General features: G+C 73.4%; 18 protein-coding genes. 6 read left to right on the top strand and 12 right to left on the bottom strand.

Going from position 1 to position 17,934, the window contains the following annotated elements; genetic code table 11:
* Positions 1-7: 7 nt before the first annotated feature.
* Positions 8-739 (bottom strand): VIT1/CCC1 transporter family protein, encoded by a 732-nt coding sequence (locus ACFP2V_RS10400; RefSeq protein WP_381208888.1) that lies wholly within the window; start codon positions 737-739, stop codon positions 8-10.
* 309 nt (positions 740-1,048) lie between these two features.
* On the opposite strand from ACFP2V_RS10400, the gene ACFP2V_RS10395 reads away from it, so the two are divergent.
* From ACFP2V_RS10395 to ACFP2V_RS10370, 6 genes are read left to right on the top strand one after another with little or no spacing between them, the layout of a single operon-like run.
* Complete coding sequence (locus ACFP2V_RS10395; protein ID WP_381208885.1) at positions 1,049-2,074, top strand: ADP-ribosylglycohydrolase family protein; 1,026 nt, start codon at positions 1,049-1,051, stop codon at positions 2,072-2,074.
* Positions 2,071-3,480 (top strand): ADP-ribosylglycohydrolase family protein, encoded by a 1,410-nt coding sequence (locus ACFP2V_RS10390; protein WP_381208882.1) that lies wholly within the window; start codon positions 2,071-2,073, stop codon positions 3,478-3,480. Before ACFP2V_RS10395 ends, ACFP2V_RS10390 begins: the two co-directional genes overlap by 4 nt.
* Positions 3,481-3,487: 7 nt before the next feature.
* A complete protein-coding gene (locus ACFP2V_RS10385) occupies positions 3,488-4,669 on the top strand; it encodes an ADP-ribosylglycohydrolase family protein (protein ID WP_381208879.1) in 1,182 nt (393 codons plus the stop codon).
* Complete coding sequence (locus ACFP2V_RS10380; protein ID WP_381208876.1) at positions 4,657-6,102, top strand: ADP-ribosylglycohydrolase family protein; 1,446 nt, start codon at positions 4,657-4,659, stop codon at positions 6,100-6,102. The genes ACFP2V_RS10385 and ACFP2V_RS10380 overlap by 13 nt, the downstream gene beginning before the upstream one ends.
* Positions 6,099-7,340 (top strand): CaiB/BaiF CoA transferase family protein, encoded by a 1,242-nt coding sequence (locus tag ACFP2V_RS10375; protein WP_381208873.1) that lies wholly within the window; start codon positions 6,099-6,101, stop codon positions 7,338-7,340. The genes ACFP2V_RS10380 and ACFP2V_RS10375 overlap by 4 nt, the downstream gene beginning before the upstream one ends.
* The gene (locus tag ACFP2V_RS10370; protein WP_381208870.1) at positions 7,337-8,179 is read left to right on the top strand and encodes an HpcH/HpaI aldolase/citrate lyase family protein; all 843 of its coding nucleotides are present in this window, start codon (positions 7,337-7,339) and stop codon (positions 8,177-8,179) included. Before ACFP2V_RS10375 ends, ACFP2V_RS10370 begins: the two co-directional genes overlap by 4 nt.
* Positions 8,180-8,529: 350 nt before the next feature.
* Here the strand turns inward: ACFP2V_RS10370 and lgt are convergent, their stop codons facing one another.
* From lgt to hisI, 11 genes are all read right to left on the bottom strand, one after another.
* Positions 8,530-9,705, bottom strand: a complete 1,176-nt coding sequence (gene lgt, locus ACFP2V_RS10365; RefSeq protein ID WP_381208867.1) for a prolipoprotein diacylglyceryl transferase — start codon at positions 9,703-9,705, stop codon at positions 8,530-8,532.
* A gap of 81 nt (positions 9,706-9,786) precedes the next feature.
* Positions 9,787-10,563: a thioredoxin domain-containing protein gene (locus ACFP2V_RS10360; RefSeq protein ID WP_381208864.1), complete on the bottom strand. Its 777-nt coding sequence runs from the start codon at positions 10,561-10,563 to the stop codon at positions 9,787-9,789.
* Between the two features lie 177 nt (positions 10,564-10,740).
* The gene (gene trpA / locus ACFP2V_RS10355) at positions 10,741-11,559 is read right to left on the bottom strand and encodes a tryptophan synthase subunit alpha (protein WP_381208861.1); all 819 of its coding nucleotides are present in this window, start codon (positions 11,557-11,559) and stop codon (positions 10,741-10,743) included.
* Positions 11,556-12,851, bottom strand: coding sequence for a tryptophan synthase subunit beta (gene trpB, locus ACFP2V_RS10350; RefSeq protein ID WP_381208858.1), 1,296 nt, complete (start codon positions 12,849-12,851; stop codon positions 11,556-11,558). The genes trpA and trpB overlap by 4 nt, the downstream gene beginning before the upstream one ends.
* Before the next feature lie 104 nt (positions 12,852-12,955).
* Positions 12,956-13,126 (bottom strand): tryptophan biosynthesis modulator TrpM, encoded by a 171-nt coding sequence (trpM, locus tag ACFP2V_RS10345; RefSeq protein WP_381208855.1) that lies wholly within the window; start codon positions 13,124-13,126, stop codon positions 12,956-12,958.
* A 21-nt stretch (positions 13,127-13,147) separates the two neighbouring features.
* The gene (trpC, locus tag ACFP2V_RS10340; RefSeq protein ID WP_381208852.1) at positions 13,148-13,957 is read right to left on the bottom strand and encodes an indole-3-glycerol phosphate synthase TrpC; all 810 of its coding nucleotides are present in this window, start codon (positions 13,955-13,957) and stop codon (positions 13,148-13,150) included.
* Between the two features lie 182 nt (positions 13,958-14,139).
* Positions 14,140-14,565: a DUF2752 domain-containing protein gene (locus ACFP2V_RS10335; RefSeq protein WP_381208849.1), complete on the bottom strand. Its 426-nt coding sequence runs from the start codon at positions 14,563-14,565 to the stop codon at positions 14,140-14,142.
* A gap of 85 nt (positions 14,566-14,650) precedes the next feature.
* Positions 14,651-14,902 (bottom strand): HGxxPAAW family protein, encoded by a 252-nt coding sequence (locus ACFP2V_RS10330; protein WP_381208846.1) that lies wholly within the window; start codon positions 14,900-14,902, stop codon positions 14,651-14,653.
* 165 nt (positions 14,903-15,067) lie between these two features.
* Positions 15,068-15,709 (bottom strand): TIGR02234 family membrane protein, encoded by a 642-nt coding sequence (locus tag ACFP2V_RS10325; RefSeq protein WP_381208843.1) that lies wholly within the window; start codon positions 15,707-15,709, stop codon positions 15,068-15,070.
* A gap of 94 nt (positions 15,710-15,803) precedes the next feature.
* Positions 15,804-17,327 (bottom strand): anthranilate synthase component I, encoded by a 1,524-nt coding sequence (locus ACFP2V_RS10320; protein WP_381208840.1) that lies wholly within the window; start codon positions 17,325-17,327, stop codon positions 15,804-15,806.
* 11 nt (positions 17,328-17,338) lie between these two features.
* Positions 17,339-17,746: a phosphoribosyl-AMP cyclohydrolase gene (gene hisI, locus ACFP2V_RS10315; RefSeq protein ID WP_381208837.1), complete on the bottom strand. Its 408-nt coding sequence runs from the start codon at positions 17,744-17,746 to the stop codon at positions 17,339-17,341.
* Positions 17,747-17,934: the final 188 nt, after the last annotated feature.

The following is a 17,934-nucleotide window of genomic DNA, read 5'->3' as shown; positions in this document are numbered from 1 at the left end:
AGCCGGGTCATCCCACGGCCGTTCCGAACAACATGCCCAGCGCGTACGTCACACCGGCCGCCGCGCCGCCGAGGGCGAGCTGCCGCAGACCGCTGTACCACCAGGTCCGCGCGGTCACCTTGGCCACCAGGGCGCCGCACAGGAAGAGTCCCAGGAGCGCCAGCAGCACGGCGGGCCACAGACTGCTCGCGCCGAGCAGGTACGGCAGGACGGGCAGCAGCGCGCCCAGGGCGAAGGCGCCGAAGCTGGAGACCGCGGCCACGGTGGGTGAGGGCAGGTCGCCGGGGTCGATGCCCAGTTCCTCGCGGGCGTGGATCTCCAGTGCCTGCTCGGGGTCCTTCGACAGCTGCCGGGCCACCTCGGCGGCGAGCTCCGGCTCGACGCCGCGGGCCTCGTAGAGGGCGGCGAGTTCGGCCTCCTCGTCCTTGGGGTGCTGGCGCAGTTCGCGTCGCTCGACGTCCAGCTCGGCCTCGACGAGCTCGCGCTGGGAGGCGACGGAGGTGTACTCGCCGGCGGCCATGGAGAAGGCGCCGGCCGCCAGGCCCGCGAGGCCGGTGATGACGATGGTCTGCTGTCCGACCGAGCCGCCGGCGACGCCGGTCATCAGCGCGAGGTTGGAAACCAGGCCGTCCATCGCGCCGAAGACGGCGGGGCGCAGCCAGCCGCCGTTGACATCGCGGTGTGTGTGGTTGTCGCGGTGCGCCTCGTGCAGCGTCGCCTCGGTCTCGATGATCGCCATGCCGTCCCCCAGGGAGTTCGCGGAAGCGCCTGCGAAGCCGACGCCGCCGACGGCTGACGCAGACCTCGTTTTAGACGCATTCTATTTTTGAACGGCACCCAATGTACGCCTCCCCCTTCCCTCCTGCCAGCAAGGAAAGGCTGGGCTAACCTGCGGTTTTGTCGATTCCGCCGCTCACCTTCGGGAGGGTCCGCACCGATGTCGACCGGGTGACACCGTGGCCTGTGAGGCTGTGCCGGACCTCACATCGGGGACAGTTCCGCAAAGGGCTTCGCGCCTCTCGGGGCGCCCCTGAGAGGAGAGCCGCGTATGGCATCGATCGCCTGCATCCCCTCGGCCCCGGCGCCCGGGGACTCCCTCGGGCTCCGCGAACGGGCACGCGGCGCGCTGCTCGGCCTGGCCGTCGGCGACGCGCTGGGCGCCCCGGCCGAGAACTTGAAACCCTCCGAGATCCGCGCCCGGTGGGGCCGCATCACGGGATACGTGGCGGATCACCCCGCCGGCACGGACGACACCGAGTACGCGATCCTGTCCGGTCTGCTGCTGGCCCGGCACGGGTCGGCGCTCACCCCGGCGCAGGTCGGGGCGGCCTGGCACGAATGGATCGCGGACCGTGCCGAGGGGCGGTTCCGCGGTGCCGGCTTCAGCGAGCGCGGCACCCTGGAGAACCTCCGCCGGGGACTGGCCGCCCCCGTCTCCGCCCAGCACCGCCACGCCTGGAGCGACGGGCTGGCGATGCGGGCGGCACCGCACGGCGTCTTCGCGGCCGGCCGTCCCGCCGAGGCGGCCCGGCTGGCGGCGGTCGACGGCTCGGTCAGCCACGACGGCGAGGGCATCTACGGAGGCCAAGCGGTCGCGGCGGGCGTGGCGGCGGCGATGGCCGGGGCACCGGTGGTCACCGTCGTGGCCACCGCGCTGGCCCTGGTGCCGGAGGACTCCTGGACCGCCCGTTCCCTGCGCCGCGCCGTCACCGCGGCCCACCGGGGCGAACGCGCGGTCCGCTCCGCGGTCGTGATCGGCGGCTACCCCTGGACCGACCTGGCCCCCGAGGCCGTCGCCCTCGCCTTCGGCGCGTACGCGGCGGCGGACGGGGACTTCGAACAGACGGTGCTGACGGCCGTCAACATGGGCCGCGACGCGGACACCACGGCGGCGGTGGCGGGCGCCCTCGCGGGCGCGACGCGGGGCGCCGCCGCGATCCCGGAGGCCTGGGCGGCCGCCATCGGCCCGGCACGCGGCAGCTGCCTCCCGGCGATGGCGGGCCACCACGTCCTGGACATCGCGGACCTGCTCACCCCGACACCGTCCGCCAACACAACGGAGACCCCGTCATGACCCTCCCCCCGCCGGCAACGACACCCACATCCACACCACCGGAACCACCATCCGCACCCCCCACCGAAAACCCCCCGCCGAGGCCACCCCCGCCCGATCACGAAACCCGCACCTCCGATACCCGCCACCCCGAGGACGGCCCCGAGGCCGCCGATGGCACGACCGTCCCACCGGGGCCACCCGCATCCGCGTCCCGCACGAGTGGTGCGAACGGGAAACACCAGGCCGAAGGCGAAGCCGAGGCCTCCAAAGACCACCGGACCAGGACAGCACCCCCCGCCCCGCCGCCGCAGGCCCCCCGTATCGAGGGCCTCCTCCTCGGCCTCGCCGCCGGAGACGCCGCCGGCTGGCCCGCGGCCCGGCACCGCGCCGCCCGGATGCCCGAGTGGACCCGGCGCCTCACCCGGGAGCTGGACACCTTCGCCGAACAGAACGCGACCACCACCCTTCCCGTCCCCATCGCCCTCAACCAGCCCTCGGAACCCCTGCGCCTCGGCCCCTCCGACGACGCCGAGTGGGCGGTGTTCGCCGCCGAGGCAGTCCTGCGGGCCGGCGACGACGGCGCGCTCGGCGACCTGAGCCGCGAACGCCGCACCCGGGCCGCCATCGACCTCACCTGGAACGCCGTGGCCGGCGAGGTCGCCGCGGCAGCGGAACGCGCGCCCGAGATCGAGTCGGCCGTCCTGCCCCTGCGCGCCCGCATCTCCGTACGGGCCGGGCTCGGCAACCTCGCCACCGGTCTGCGCCCGCCCGCCACCGGCCACGACAACCCGCACTACTTCGACGACGCGGCCTGCGTACGGGCCTGCGTCCTGGCCGTGGCCCACCCCGGCGACCCCGAAGGCGCCGCCGCGCTCGCCGAGTTCGACGCCCGCTACACCCAGGACGGCGACGGGGTGCACGGCGCCCGCGCGATGGCCGCCGCCGTCGCCCTCGCGCTGGCCGGCGCGGACGTCGAGGCATGCGTGGCGGCCGCGGTGGCCGAGTTGCCCGAGGAGACGGAGATCGGCCGCAACGCCCGGCACGCGCTGCGGCTCGCCGCGGACGCCGACGGCGCCTTCGCCCTCGTACCGCCCCTGGAGCACCAGATCGTCGACCACGTCTACAGCTACGGCATCGCCGCTGCCGAGACCGTCCCCGTGGCCCTCGCGCTGGCCACCGCCTCGCACGGCCGGATCGCGGAGGCGGTACCCGCGGCGGCCTGTCTGTCCCGGGTCGCGGACTCGGCCCCCGCCCTCGTCGGCGCGCTGACCGGCGCGCTCGGCGGGGGCACGGCGATCCCGGAGTCCTGGCGGGAGAGCTGCCGCACCCTCTCCGGCTGCACGCTCCCCCGGCTCACCGGCACCGACCTGGTGGAACTCGCCGGACTCCTGGAAGCCGCACAACCACCTCCCCCGGGGGGATGATTCGGGCATGACGCTCAAAGAGCATGAAAAGCGGGTTCAGGGTGCCTCCCTCGACGAGCGGATCACCGGCGCGCTGGTGGGAGCCGCCGTCGGCGACGCGCTCGGCGGCCCCGTCGAGGGGTACTCCCCCGAGCAGATCGTCGAGCGCCACGGCGGCCGTGTCCACGGCGTCGTCGGCCCCTGGAACGGCGAGGCCTGGCGCACCGCCCGTCCGATCGCCCCGTACCACAAGGGCGACGGCCACGTCACCGACGACACCCTCATGACGCACGCCCTGGTCCGGGTGTACGCGCGGGTCCGGGACCATCTGGACGCCTACGCCGTCGCCGACCACCTGGTCCCGGACCTGATGACGCATCCGCGTTGGATCCCGGAACTGGAGGCAAAGGCGCTCCCGTTGCAGCGGGTCTTCCTCGCGGAGAAGTGGCTGGTGGCCCGCATCCACTACGGCCACGTCGACCCGCGCGAGGCGGGCGTCGGCAACATCGTCAACTGCGGTGCCGCGATGTACATGGCCCCGGTCGGCCTGGTCAACGCGGCCCACCCGGCGGGCGCCTATGCCGAGGCGCTGGACGTCGCGGGGGCCCACCAGTCGTCGTACGGCCGGGAGGCGGCCGGCATTCTCGCCGCGGCCGTGGCGGCGGCGTGCACACCGGGGGCGACACCGGACTCGGTCGTCACCGCCTGCCTGTCCCTGGCGAAGGACGGCACGCGGACGGCGATCGAGCGGGTCTGCGAAGTGGCGTCCCGCCATACGGACTTCGAGTCCGCGCTGCGCCCGCTGCGGGAGGCGGTGACCCCGTACGACACCGTGGGCCCCGACTACCGCGCTCCTTCGCTGGGTGCCCGCCGTCCGTCGCGGCTGCACGCGATCGAGGAACTCCCGGTCGCGCTGGGCATGGTGGTGGTGGCCGGCGGCGACTTCCGGCACGCGGTGCTGGGCGCGGTGAACTACGGCCGGGACTGCGACTCCATCGCCACGATGGCCGGCGCCGTGACGGGTGCCCTCGGTTCGCCGGTCCCCCGGAACTGGGCGAAGACCGTGGCGGAGGCCAGCCGCATCGACCTCCTGGAACCCGCGGCCGCGCTGACGGAGGTGGCCCGCGAGGTCTTCGCGCGCGACGTGTCCCGGCGCCGCGCGCACGAAAGGGCGTTCGCCGAACTGGGAGGCCCGGAATGCTCCGACTGACCTGGGTCCAGCCGGAGGACCTGATCGGGCACGAGCTGCGCCAGGCCGCCCAGGACGGCCGGGCGGCCACGGCCGTCGCCGCCGTCGCGGCCCGGTGGCACGCGGCGGGCGGCCCCGAGGCCCCGCCCCGCGCGGGCGCCTCCCCACGACCGGTGTCCCGCTACCTCCGGCTGCTGGCCGGGGACCTCCTGGACGAACTCGCCGACCTGCCCAGCGGCCTGGCGGACGAGGAACCGACAGACCTCGACGCCATCAAGTCCCTCTGTCCCAACTGGCCTTCACCCGTCGACGCCGCTCCCCCGGCCCCTGACCACCTCGCATCCGACCACCTCGAAGCCGACCGGCGCCGAACCGACCGCATCGAAGCCGCCTGGCTCGGCCGTGCCGTCGGCTGTCTGCTCGGCAAGCCGGTGGAGAAGCTCCCCCTCGACGGCATCCGCCAACTCGCCCGGGCCACCGGAAACTGGCCTCTGAACGGCTACTTCACCGCCCTCGGAGTCCCCGGGGAGCTGGCCGCGCGGTACCCCTGGAACCGTCGCTCGGCGGCCACCTCGCTCGCCGAGAACATCGACGGGATGCCCGAGGACGACGACCTCGACTACCCGCTTCTCAACCTGCTGCTGCTCCAGCGGTACGGCAGGGCCTTCACCACCACGGACGTGGCCCGGCTCTGGCTGGACGAACTCCCGGCGGGCCGTGCCTTCACCGCCGAACGCGTCGCCTACCGCAACCTCCTCGACGGCCTGGAGCCCCCGCGCACCGCCCGCCACCGCAACCCGTTCCGCGAGTGGATCGGTGCCCTGATCCGCGCCGACGTGCACGGCTGGACCAACCCCGGAGATCCGGCGGGCGCCGCCGAACAGGCCCACCGCGACGCCACCCTCACGCACACCGCGGGCGGGGTGCACGCCGCGATGTTCAGCGCGGCCGTCATCGCCACCGCCGCAGGCGCAGGCGTAGGCGCAGGCGTAGGCGCAGGCGGCGACCGCCCGGACGTCCACGCCTGCCTGCGCGCCGGCCTCACCGTCGTACCGCCCCGCTCCCGGCTCGCCCGCGCCGTGCGCGAGGCCGTCCAACTGGCGCACGAACACCACGACTTCACCACCGTCGTCGACCGGCTCCATACCCTGCACGCGGGAACCCACTGGGTGCACGCCGTCCCCAACACCGCCCTGATGGCCGCCGCCCTCACGCACGCGGACGGCGACTTCACCGGCGCCGTCTGCCGTGCCGTGTCCGGCGGCTGGGACACGGATTCGAACGGCGCGACGGTCGGCGGTATCACCGCTTTGCTCGCCGGTTCCCCCGCCGCGCTTCCCGAGCGCTGGACGGCCCCGCTGAAGAACCGGCTGGCCACCTCCGTCGGCGACTTCGACGGCGTCGGCTTCGACACCCTGGCCCGTCTGACCCGTCTGGAGGCCTCCCGCCCATGACCCGGCCCACCACGCCCACCTCCCCCTCCGCGCCCCCGCCCCCGCCCCCGCCCCCGCCCCCGCCCTCCGGCCTGCGTGTCCTGGACCTCGCCACCCTCTTCGCCGGCCCCCTCGCCGCGACCCTGCTCGGCGACTTCGGCGCGGAGGTCGTCAAGATCGAGCATCCGAAAAAGCCCGATCCCTCCCGCGGCCACGGCCCGTCGAAGAACGGCGTGGGGCTGTGGTGGAAGATGCTCGGCCGCAACAAGCGGACCATCACCCTCGACCTGTCCACCCGCGGCGGCCGGGCGACCCTGCTGCGCCTCGCCGGGACCGCCGACGTGATCATCGAGAACTTCCGGCCCGGCACCCTGGAGAAGTGGGACCTGGGCTGGTCCGAACTGTCCGCCGCCAACCCCCGTCTCGTCCTGGTCCGGGTCACCGGCTTCGGCCAGTTCGGCCCGTACGCGCACCGGCCCGGCTTCGGCACGCTCGCCGAGGCGATGAGCGGTTTCGCCGCCATCACCGGTGAGCCGGACTCGCCCCCGACGCTGCCGCCGTTCGGCCTGGCCGACTCCATCGCGGGCCTGACCACGGCGTACGCGGTGCTGACCGCCCTCGCCGGGCGGGACCGCACCGGCGAGGGCCAGGTCGTCGACATGGCCCTCATCGAACCGATCCTCACCGCGCTCGGACCCCAGCCGACCTGGTACGACCAGCTCGGCCACGTCCAGCCGCGCACCGGCAACCGCTCCCAGAACAACGCCCCGCGCGGCACCTACCTCACCGCCGACGGCACCTGGGTCGCCGTCTCCACCTCGGCCCAGTCGGTCGCCGAGCGGGTGATGCGGCTGGTGGGGCGGCCCGAGCTGATCGACGAACCGTGGTTCGCCACCGGCGCCGGCCGCGCCCGGCACGCGGACGTCCTGGACGAGGCGGTGGGCGGCTGGATCGCCTGCCGCACCCGTACCGACGTGCTCGCCGCCTTCGAGAAGGCCGAGGCCGCGGTGGCGCCCGTCCAGGACGTACGGGACGTGATGACCGACCCGCAGTACCAGGCCCTGAACACCATCACCACGGTCGACGATCCCGAGCTGGGCCCGCTGCGCATGCAGAACGTCCTCTTCCGGCTCTCCCACACTCCCGGCGCGATCCGCTGGGCGGGCCGCCCGCACGGCGCCGACACCGACGAGGTCCTGACCGAACTGGGCCTCACCCCCGCCGAGCTGACGGCCCTGCGCGCGGAAGGCGCGCTGTGACGGCGGCACCCCCGCTGACCTGGCTGTACGCGCCGGGCGACCGGCCGCGTGTGGTGGCGAAGGCACTCGTCTCCGGGGCCGACGTGGTGGTGATCGACCTGGAGGACGCCGTCGCTCCCGACCACAAGGCGTACGCCCGTGCCGCCTCCGTCGAGCTGCTGTGCGACCCGCAGCCGGTCCCGGTCCACGTCCGTGTCAATGCCCTGACCGGTCCCTGGGGTGAGGCCGACCTCGCCGCCGTCGCCCCGGCCGGGGGCCTGGCGGGCCTGGCCGGTCTGCGACTGCCCAAGGTGTCCTCGCCCGCCGACGTCGTCCGGGTCGCGCGGCGGGTGGTGTCCGCCCACGGCGGCGCGCTCGGTCTGTACGCGCTGCTGGAGACGGCCGTCGGCATCGAGCGGGCGCACGACGTGGCCACCGCCCACCCGTTCCTGCGCGGTATCTCGATCGGTGAGGAGGACCTGCGGACCGATCTGGGCGTACGCGACGACGCGGGCCTCGACTGGTCCCGCTCCCGCGTGGTCGTCGCCGCGCGGGCGGCGGGTCTGGCCCCGCCCACCCAGTCCGTCCATCCGGACCTCCGCGACCTGGACGGTCTCCTCGTCTCCTGCGTCCGTGGCCGCGCCCTGGGTTTCCTGGGCCGCGCCGCCATCCACCCGCGTCAGCTGCCGGTCATCGAGCGCGCCTATCTGCCCACGGAGGAGGAGATCGAGCAGGCGGAGACGGTCATCAAGGCGGCGGCCGGCGAGCAGGGCGCCCAAGCGCTTCCCGACGGCCGCTTCATCGACGCGGCGGTGGTGACAGCCGCCCAGCGGGTCCTGTCCCTGGCCCGCCGCACCTAGCCCCTCGTGTGGATCGGGCCGGGCTCGCGGGGTCCGGTGCCGCGCCTCGCCGCGTTGCCGTCGGTCCCCGGGGCTCCTTTCCCGAGTTCTCGGCTTCTTCCCCCGCTCTCGGCTCCGCTCGAGCGGGGGGACTCCGACCGGCTCCCTCCTCCGCCCTGCGAGGCTCCCCCCACTGCCCGAAGGGCGTGAGCGGTGCCCCCGGCACCGGACCCCGCTCCCTGATCCGGCCCGACCCGAACGAAGGACCCCGGGCCCCGCGCGCACGCCCGTGGGGCGCCCGGAGATCCCGGGCGCCCCACGGCGTCGTTCACGTACAACGGGCCGCCGGTCAGCGGCGGACCGGCGGACCGTCAGCTCTTCTTCGCCGACCCGGCCGCTTCCTCGGGGGCCGCAGTCCCGGAACCCGCGTCCTCGGAATCCGCCCGGGCCGTCTCCGCCTTGACGTCCTCGGCCCGTGCGTCACCCGGCTCGGCGACGTCCTTGTCCGCCACGCCGCCGTTCGCCTTCGGGCTCGCGTCAGCCTTCGACCCGGCGTCCGGCTTCTTCGGCTCGGTTTCTTCCTTCGCCTCCGGCGAGTCCGCCTTGCCGTCCTTGCCGGCAGTCTCCGGCTCGGCCGCCTCGGACCCGGAACCGCTCCCGGCCTCGCCCGGGGCCTCGTCGCCCCCGGCGGAACCGTCTGTCGCACCACCGGCCGCACCACCGGCGGCAGCCGCACCCGGTTCCACCACGATCTCGCGTCCCGGACGCAGCTTCGCCGACACCACGAAGTACACGACCGCGAGCACGAACACGAACATCGCGGTCCAGTTGTTCAGCCGCAGGCCCAGGATCTCGCGGGCCTCGTCGACGCGCATGTACTCGATCCAGAACCGGCCCGCGCAGTACGCGGCGACGTACAGCGCGAACGCCCGCCCGTGCCCGAGCTTGAAGCGGCGGTCCGCCCAGATGACCAGCAGGGCGACGCCCACGCACCACAGCGACTCGTACAGGAACGTCGGGTGGTAGTACCCCGGTACCCGGCCGCCCGCCGTGGACGTGATGTGCAGGGCCCACGGAAGGTCCGTCTCCCGCCCGTACAGTTCCTGGTTGAACCAGTTGCCCCAGCGTCCGATCGCCTGCGCCAGCGCCAGACCGGGGGCCAGGGCATCGGCATACGGCGGAAGGGCGATGCCCCGGCGCCGGCAGCCGATCCAGGCACCCACCGCGCCCAGTGCGACGGCGCCCCAGATACCGAGGCCGCCCTCCCAGATCTTGAAGGCGTCGACCCAGTTCCGGCCCTCGCCGAAGTAGAGCTGGTAATCGGTGATCACGTGGTAGAGGCGGCCACCGATCAGGCCGAACGGAACGGCCCAGAACGCGATGTCCCAGGCGGTTCCCTTCTGGCCGCCGCGCGCCACCCACCGGCGGTCGACGATCCAGAGGGCGACGAAGAGGCCGGCGAGGATGCTGAAGGCATAGCCGCGGAGCGGAATGGGGCCGAGGTACAGCACCCCGCTCGACGGGCTGGGAATGTAGGCAAGTTCCATAGCAGGGTCGACGCTACCGCGCCGGACCGGTCCCACGGTGGGCGGCCCGGCTACGGGTCCATAACGGGAGGGCTCGCACCCCTACTGCTGATTGGCCTCCTCCACCATCTTCCTGAGCTTCGCCGGGGTCATCGTCCGGTCCTGGTAGATGTTCTTGTCGCCGAGCAGGACGGTCGGCGTGCCGGAGAAGCGGCCCTTCTGGAAGGCCTCGTTGGACTTCGCGACCCAGTTGTTGTGCGTGCCGTCCTTCACGCAGCCGCGGAAGGCGGGGGTGTCGAGGCCCTCGACCTTGCCGGCCAGCTCGATGAGCTTGGCGTTGTCGGCGAAGGCGTCGTCCCTCTCCGGGGGCTGGTTGCCGAACAGCACGTCGTGGTACTCGGCGAACTTGCCGACGTCCTGGGCGCAGGCCGCCGCGTTGGCGGAGTTGCGGGAGCCGGTGCCGCCCATGTTCCCGTCGATCAGCGTGACGAGGTGGTACTCGGTCTTCAACTGGCCGGACTTGGTCAGCTCATGGAGGGTGGGCCGGTACGCCAGCTCGAAGGACTTGCAGGCGGGGCAGCGGAAGTCCTCCCACACGGTGAGGGTGGACTTGGCACTCTCCTTGCCGACCGGGATGGCGAGGCCGTCCTTGCCGAGCGCCCCCGAGGGCGCCACCACCGGGCCCGCCTTTTTGCTCCCGTCGTCCTTGCCCGCATTGGCGGCGACGATGCCGATCACCGCCGCGAGCGCCAGGACACAGACCACGCTCGCACCCACGATCAGGGTGCGGCGCCTTCTGTCCGCCGCTTTCTGCTTCTCACGCTCGTCCGCCAGCCGCTCACGGGCGGCGCGCTTTCCCTCATGGTTCTTCTCGCTCACAACCCGCAGAACGAACCGGGGAGGCGCAACGCGCCTCCCCGGCCCCAGGTCCACCCGTACGAGGGACCCGTATGACTAACTGCGGAGCGCCTGCCGAGGGAGGGGCACCAGCGCTGCCGTCCTGGATCCGGCGCGGCCGGGCTCGGCCGCACACGCCGTCACCGGCCCCGCACGCCGTCAGGACCGGCCGCGTACGCCCTTGGCCAGCTCGCCCGCGAGCGCCCGCACGGCCTGGAGGCCCGCGGCCGGGTCGGGGGCCTCCAGCAGCCGCTTGACGAAGGCCGATCCGACGATCACGCCGTCGGCGAAGCGGGCGACCTCGGCGGCCTGGGCGGCGTCGGAGACGCCGATCCCGACGCACACCGGCAGATCGGCACGGCTCGCCCGGGCGCGTGTCACGAGGTTCTCGGCCTGCGCGCCGACCGACTCGCGGGTACCGGTGACGCCCATGAGGGAGGCGGCGTAGACGAAGCCGCTGCCCGCCGCGGTGATCTCGGCGAGCCGCTCGTCCTTACTGCTGGGCGCGACGACGAAGACGGTGGCGAGACCGTGTTTGCCGGCGTGCTCCCGCCACAGCGCCGACTCCTGGACGGGCAGGTCGGGCAGGATGCAGCCGGCGCCGCCCGCCTCGGCGAGTTCGGCGGTGAACCGCTCGACGCCGTAGCGGTCGATGGGGTTCCAGTACGTCATGACGAGGATCGGCTTCCCCGTGGCCCGGTGGGCCTCCCGGACCGTGCGCAGCACGTCGGCGATCCGCACGCCGCCGCGCAGGGCGATGTCGTCGGCGGTCTGGATGACGGGCCCGTCGAGGACGGGGTCGCTGTGCGGCAGACCCACCTCCACGACGTCGGCGCCGCCGTCGATGACGGCCTTCACGGCGTCGATGCCTCCGTCGACGGTCGGGAACCCGGCCGGGAGGTAGGCGATCAGCGCGGCGCGACCCTCGGACTTCGCCGTGGCGAGGGTGTCGCTCAGCAGCTTCACGTTCCCGCTCACTTGGCGTCCCCCTCGATCTCGGCGGTGTCGGTGTCCGCGTCGGCGGCGACGGTCCTGTCGGTGATATCGGTGTCGTACAGATCGAAGTAGCGGGCGGCGGTGTCCATGTCCTTGTCGCCCCGGCCGGACAGGTTGACGACGATCAGCCCGTCCTTGCCCAGTTCCCGGCCGACCTCCAGGGCGCCGGCCAGCGCGTGGGCGCTCTCGATGGCCGGGATGATGCCCTCGGTGCGTGACAGCAGCCGCAGGGCCTGCATGGCGGCGTCGTCGGTGACCGCGCGGTACTCGCCGCGGCCGGAGTCCTTGAGGTAGGCGTGCTCGGGTCCGATGCCCGGGTAGTCGAGCCCCGCCGAGATGGAGTACGGCTCGGTGATCTGGCCCTCGTCGTCCTGGAGGACGTAGGAACGCGAGCCGTGCAGGATGCCGGGCTCGCCCGCGGTGAGGGTGGCCGCGTGCTCGCCGCTCTCGATGCCGTGTCCGGCGGGTTCGCAGCCGATGAGCCGGACCGAGGTGTCCGGGATGAAGGCGTGGAAGAGGCCGATGGCGTTGGAGCCGCCGCCGACGCAGGCGATCGCGGCGTCGGGCAGCCGTCCGGCCCGCTCCAGCAGCTGGCGGCGGGTCTCGACGCCGATGACGCGGTGGAAGTCGCGGACCATGCCGGGGAAGGGGTGGGGTCCGGCGACGGTGCCGAAGAGGTAGTGCGTGCGGTCGACGTTGGCGACCCAGTCGCGGAACGCCTCGTTGATGGCGTCCTTGAGGGTGCGGCTGCCGGACTTCACGGCGATGACCTCGGCGCCGAGCATGCGCATCCTGGCCACGTTGAGGGCCTGGCGCTCGGTGTCGATCTCGCCCATGTAGATGGTGCAGTCGAGGCCGAACAGGGCGCAGGCGGTGGCGGTGGCGACGCCGTGTTGGCCGGCGCCGGTCTCGGCGATGACACGGGTCTTGCCCATGCGCCGGGTGAGCAGGGCCTGGCCGAGCACGTTGTTGATCTTGTGGGAGCCGGTGTGGTTGAGGTCCTCGCGCTTGAGGAAGACCCGGGCGCCGCCGGCGTGTTCGGCGAACCGGGGCACCTCGGTGAGGGCGCTCGGGCGGCCGGTGTAGTTGACCATCAGATCGTCGAGTTCGCGGGCGAACTCGGGGTCGGTCTTGGCCTTGTCGTACTCGACGGCGACCTCGTCCACGGCGGCGACGAGCGCCTCCGGGATGAACTTGCCGCCGAACGCGCCGAAGTAACCCTCGGCGCTGGGCGCCTGGCCCTCGGGATCGGGAATGAAGAACTGGCTGGGCATGCGGAAACCTCACGGTGAGTGTGTGGACACGTTTCGCCGTGGGAGGCAGGGCTGGTCGAGCCGACACGGCCGGGCGGCGTGTCGGTACAGCCCCGCGCCCCTTGTCAGGGGCGGTGCCATCGCAGTCCGTTGACCTGACCCGGCTCGTCACCGATGTGGTAGCGCACCCGGCGGCCGAGCACACGGCGAGCGGGGGCCCGGCAGCCTCGCGGGCGGCAGCCGCGGGCGAGGCGCGCGTACGGGTCCCTGGTCGTCAGGGTGATCGGGAGGGTCATCGGTGCCAGCCTAGCGGGCGGTCAGCCGCGCCCGTGGCGCAGGGCGGGGTGCTCGCCGGCCGCCACCAGGTCGGCGACCGCGGTCTTCGGGTCGCGGCCGGTGACCAGGGACTCGCCGACCAGGACGGCGTCGGCGCCGGCGTTGGCGTAGGCGATGAGGTCGTGCGGGCCGCGGACGCCGGACTCGGCGACCTTGACGAGGTGGTTCGGGATCTCGGGGGCGACCCGCTCGAAGGTGCCGCGGTCGACCTCGAGGGACTTGAGGTTGCGCGCGTTGACCCCGATGACCTTGGCGCCGGCGTCGACCGCGCGCTCGACCTCGTCCTCGTCGTGCACCTCGACGAGCGGAGTGAGCCCGATGGACTCGGCGCGCTCGATCAGCGATTCCAGGGCCGGCTGGTCGAGGGCGGCGACGATGAGCAGCGCGAGGTCGGCGCCGTGCGCCCGGGCCTCCCAGAGCTGGTACGAGGTGACGATGAAGTCCTTGCGCAGGACGGGGATGTCCACCCGCGCGCGGACCGCCTCCAGGTCGGCGAGCGAGCCGCCGAAGCGGCGTTGCTCGGTGAGGACGGAGATGACGGCCGCGCCGCCCGCCTCGTAGTCGGCGGCGAGTCCGGCCGGGTCGGCGATCGCGGCGAGCGCGCCCTTGGACGGGCTGGAGCGCTTGACCTCGCAGATCACCTTGACGCCTTCGCCGCGCAGGGCGGCCGCGCCGTCCTTGGCCGCGGGAGCCTTCGCCACGCGCTCCTTGAGCTCGTCGAGGCTGACCCGTGCCTGGCGCTCCGTGAGGTCGGCACGGACTCCGTCGATGATCTCGTCGAGCACACTCACGCGAGGGGCCCCCTTCCAGACGGTCCGTCTTCAGTGCGTTCGATTCCGTCCCTGGGGCGTCCCCCGTCCTCATGGGCGGGTCGCCGGGCGAAACCGGTGGTCACTGCGATGGTATCCGCAGCAGGGGGTACGTCTCACATCCGGTTGACGCCGGTCCCACTACCTGGGCTTTCGCTCTTTGATCAAGGATGTAGCCAGCCACCGAACGGCAGGTTCCGGACAACCGTGAAAACCAGTACGAGCGCCCCCAGGGACCACAGGAGCACCGGTCCGGGGTCGATGCGCAGGGGTTTTCCGCGCGCCGCGCGGGTCACCCATACGGTCCAGAGGACGGCGAAGGCCGCGTAACCGAGGACGGCGGGCGCGTTGGCCTGGAGGGCGGCCGGGAGGTCGCCGTGGGCGACGGCGTGCGCGCTGCGCAGTCCGCCGCAGCCGGGGCAGTACAGGCCGGTGAGGCGCAGCAGCGGGCAGGCGGGGTAGTGGCCGGGCTCGTTGGGGTCCACCGCCCCGACGTAGGCGAAGGCTCCGGCGACGGCGGCGAGCGCTCCGGCGGGGAGTGCCAGTCGGGCGGCGAGGCCGCGGGGCACGCTGCGGCTGACGGCGTTCACAGGGTGATTGTGCCCCGCGCTCGCGCGTCAGGGGCGGTTCCGGCACCCGTGTGCCGGCCGCCCCCGTCCGGAGCGCTCCCGGTGATCAGCTCTCGGCGCGGGCCGGCGTACGGTCCGCGGCCGGCGGGTTGAGGGGGTGGAAGTGCGGCTTCTGGCCCATGCCCATCTTGCTCATGATTCCGCCGACGACACCGCCGAGCAGCACGACGCCCATGCCGGCCCAGAAGCCCACCGGTGAGTTCGCCACCATGAACATGCTCGCGACGCAGAAACCGATGAACGAGATGATGACACCGGTCCAGGCGGCCGGAGTGTGACCGTGGCTGCTGCCCGCCATTGCTTGCTCCTCAGTGCTGTGTACGTGTCTGAGCAGGACGCTCGGATCAATTGTCCCGCACGCGCACGCGTGCCGTGATCGGGGGTGCTCCTCCGCGCGCCGAACGCCCGTCGCCGACTGCTCGACGGAGGGGAGCGCGGTCCGGCGGTCCGGCGGTCCGGCGGTTCAGGCTCCGGTCGGGTCCTCGCCGCGGTCGAGGGCCTTCCACAGCTCTTCCGGCCGGTCGGGATCGCCGGCGGCGGCCGAACGGCGTGGCCGCGGGGCGCCGCCGCGCTCGTAGCGGCCGGACATCGCGGGCCACAGCCTGCCGTAGCACAGGGCGAGCACACCGGCCAGCAGGAGCAGCAGGCCGCCCACGGCCGCGACGTAGGGCCAGGCCGTGTGGCTGAGTGCTTCCACGGTGGCCGACGTGTCGCCGGAGACCTCGGCGGCCTTGTCGTCGAGCGCGGAGCTGTCAAGGGCACCGAGCAGGGCGGCTGCGACGGTGCCCGCCCCGGACAGGGCGAGCAGCGCGGCGACGGCGAACCGGCCGGCCCGGCGGACGGCGAAGACGGCGACGAGCGCGGCCAGGCCCACCACGGCGAGGGCGGCGGGGACGCCGGTGACGTCGCTGCCGTTCGCGGTCAGGGGGAAGGAGCCGCCGGCCACGGTCGCGGTGCCCTGGGACCACTGCTGCCGGGTGGCGAGCAGGGCCACGGCCGCGCCCAGGGCACCGCACAGCAGGGCGACGGCGAGGCTGAGGCGGCCGGTCCGGGCGGAGCCGGCGGCCTCGGAAGGGGGGTGAGGTACGGCAGTCACGTACTCCACTATCGCGTGAACCGCGCGCGAACGGTCACCCGGGGCATGTGCCGGTCGTATCTCACACGGCTCCGGGCGCGACCCGCCCGGCCCCGGGCGGGCGTCACACCGCGCCCAGCCGGTTCGCCGTGTGGACGGCGCGCAGCACGGCGGCCGCCTTGTTGCGGCACTCGGTGTCCTCTGCGACCGGGTCGGAGTCGGCCACGATCCCGGCGCCCGCCTGGACGTACGCGGTGCCGTCGCGCAGCAGCGCGGTGCGGATGGCGATGGCGGTGTCGGAGTCACCGGCGAAGTCCAGGTAGCCGACGCAGCCGCCGTACAGTCCGCGCCGGGACGGCTCGAGTTCGTCGATGATCTGCATGGCACGGGGCTTGGGCGCGCCGGAGAGGGTGCCGGCCGGGAAGCAGGCGGTGAGCACGTCGAAGGCGGAGCGGCCGGGCGAGACCCGGCCGGTGACCGTCGAGACGATGTGCATGACGTGCGAGTACCGCTCGACGGACATGAAGTCGACGACCTCGACGGAGCCGGGCTCGCAGACCCGCCCGAGGTCGTTGCGGCCCAGGTCGACGAGCATGAGGTGCTCGGCGCGCTCCTTGGGGTCGGCGAGCAGTTCCTCGGCGAGGGCCTGGTCCTGCTGCGGGGTGGCGCCGCGCGGCCGGGTGCCGGCGATGGGATGGACCATCGCCTGCCCGTCGTCGATCTTCACGAGTGCTTCGGGGGACGATCCGACAACGTCGAAGCCGTCGAAGCGGAGCAGGTACATGTAGGGCGACGGGTTGGTGGCCCGCAGCACCCGGTAGACGTCCAGGGCACTCGCCGTGACCGGGGTCTCGAACCGCTGGGAGGGGACGACCTGGAAGGCCTCTCCCGCGCGGATGCGTTCCTTGATGTCCTCGACGGCGGCCCGGAAGTCGGGGCCGCCCCACAGGACCGTGTGGTCGGGGAGTTCGGAGGGCGGGAGGACGGCCGGGGGCTGGGCCACCACGCGGGAGAGGTCGGCCTCCATGGCGTCCAGGCGGGCCACGGCGTCGGCGTGGGCCTCGTCGACGCCGGTCTCCAGGTCGTTGTGGTTGATCGCGTTGGCGATCAGCCAGACGGAGCCCTCCCAGTGGTCCATCACGGCGAGGTCGCTGGTGAGCAGCATGGTCAGCTCGGGCAGGCGCAGATCGTCCCGCTCGCCGGGGCCGATCTTCTCGAGCCGGCGCACGATGTCGTAGCCGAGGTAGCCGACCATGCCGCCGGTGAAGGGCGGCAGGCCGAGGTCGTGGGCCAGGTCGCGTGGGGTGTGCAGTGCTTCGAGGGTGGCGCGCAGCGCGGCGAGCGGGTCGCCGTGGGCCGGTACGCCGGCGGGCGGGGCGCCCTGCCAGTGCGCCTGTCCGCCCTGCTCGGTGAGGGTGGCGGCGCTGCGGACGCCGACGAAGGAGTAGCGGGACCAGGAACGCCCTCCCCCACTGCTGAACGCGTGGGAGGTGCCCCCATCGGCGGACTCGAGGAGGAAGGTGCCGGGGCGGTCCGCGGCGAGCTTGCGGTAGAGCGCGACCGGGGTGTCGCCGTCGGCGAGCAGTTTGCGGGTGACCGGGATGACCCGGCGGTCGGTGGCGAGCTTGCGGAACGTCTCGAGGTCCATGGCGGCAGACCTTACTGACCGGGGGCGTGCGCGCCGCAGTCGGCGCGGTCCGCGGGGGCGTCCATGAGCAGCACGTCGGCGTCGAAGCAGGTGCGGGCGCCCGTGTGGCAGGCGGCGCCGATCTGGTCGACCTTGACGAGGAGGGTGTCGGCGTCGCAGTCCAGGGCGACGGACTTCACGTGCTGGACGTGCCCGGAGGTGTCCCCCTTGACCCAGTACTCCTGGCGGCTGCGCGACCAGTAGGTGCAGCGGCCGGTGGTCAGGGTGCGATGCAGCGCCTCGTCGTCCATCCAGCCCAGCATCAGCACCTCATGGGTGTCGTACTGCTGGGCGATGGCGGGCAGGAGGCCGTCGGGGCTGCGCTTGAGCCGCGCGGCGATCTCCGGGTCAAGGCGGCTGGGCCGGGACGTGCTGGTCATGGAAACCATTGTGCCGTGCGGGTGGGCGGCTCCTTGGTCGCGTCCACGGGTTGGAAGGGAGGAATAATGACCGGAACGAGCCAGGGGCGGCGCGAACACACCCCGTCGAGGGATGACAGCCGGGTGGCGGAACGAACCAGGAGCGGCGCGAACACGCCTCGTTGAGGGGCTGCGGGTGGGCGGACCGG

It is taken from the genome of Streptomyces incanus (assembly GCF_042656345.1).
Classification (GTDB): Bacteria; Actinomycetota; Actinomycetes; order Streptomycetales; family Streptomycetaceae; genus Streptomyces; species Streptomyces incanus.
The sequence above is the reverse complement of the archived record's forward strand: the minus strand, read 5'-3'. Positions and strand labels throughout refer to the sequence as shown.

Bases quoted from the DNA above. Each gene is read 5' to 3' on its own strand.
- ACFP2V_RS10385 (WP_381208879.1), top strand. From the start codon at position 3,488: ATGACGCTCAAAGAGCATGAAAAGCGGGTTCAGGGTGCCTCCCTCGAC.
- ACFP2V_RS10390 (WP_381208882.1), top strand. From the start codon at position 2,071: ATGACCCTCCCCCCGCCGGCAACGACACCCACATCCACACCACCGGAA.
- lgt (WP_381208867.1), bottom strand. From the start codon at position 9,705: ATGGAACTTGCCTACATTCCCAGCCCGTCGAGCGGGGTGCTGTACCTC.
- trpM (WP_381208855.1), bottom strand. From the start codon at position 13,126: ATGACCCTCCCGATCACCCTGACGACCAGGGACCCGTACGCGCGCCTC.
- ACFP2V_RS10395 (WP_381208885.1), top strand. From the start codon at position 1,049: ATGGCATCGATCGCCTGCATCCCCTCGGCCCCGGCGCCCGGGGACTCC.
- ACFP2V_RS10330 (WP_381208846.1), bottom strand. From the start codon at position 14,902: ATGGCGGGCAGCAGCCACGGTCACACTCCGGCCGCCTGGACCGGTGTC.
- ACFP2V_RS10375 (WP_381208873.1), top strand. From the start codon at position 6,099: ATGACCCGGCCCACCACGCCCACCTCCCCCTCCGCGCCCCCGCCCCCG.
- ACFP2V_RS10320 (WP_381208840.1), bottom strand. From the start codon at position 17,327: ATGGACCTCGAGACGTTCCGCAAGCTCGCCACCGACCGCCGGGTCATC.
- ACFP2V_RS10380 (WP_381208876.1), top strand. From the start codon at position 4,657: ATGCTCCGACTGACCTGGGTCCAGCCGGAGGACCTGATCGGGCACGAG.
- hisI (WP_381208837.1), bottom strand. From the start codon at position 17,746: ATGACCAGCACGTCCCGGCCCAGCCGCCTTGACCCGGAGATCGCCGCG.
- ACFP2V_RS10400 (WP_381208888.1), bottom strand. From the start codon at position 739: ATGGCGATCATCGAGACCGAGGCGACGCTGCACGAGGCGCACCGCGAC.
- trpB (WP_381208858.1), bottom strand. From the start codon at position 12,851: ATGCCCAGCCAGTTCTTCATTCCCGATCCCGAGGGCCAGGCGCCCAGC.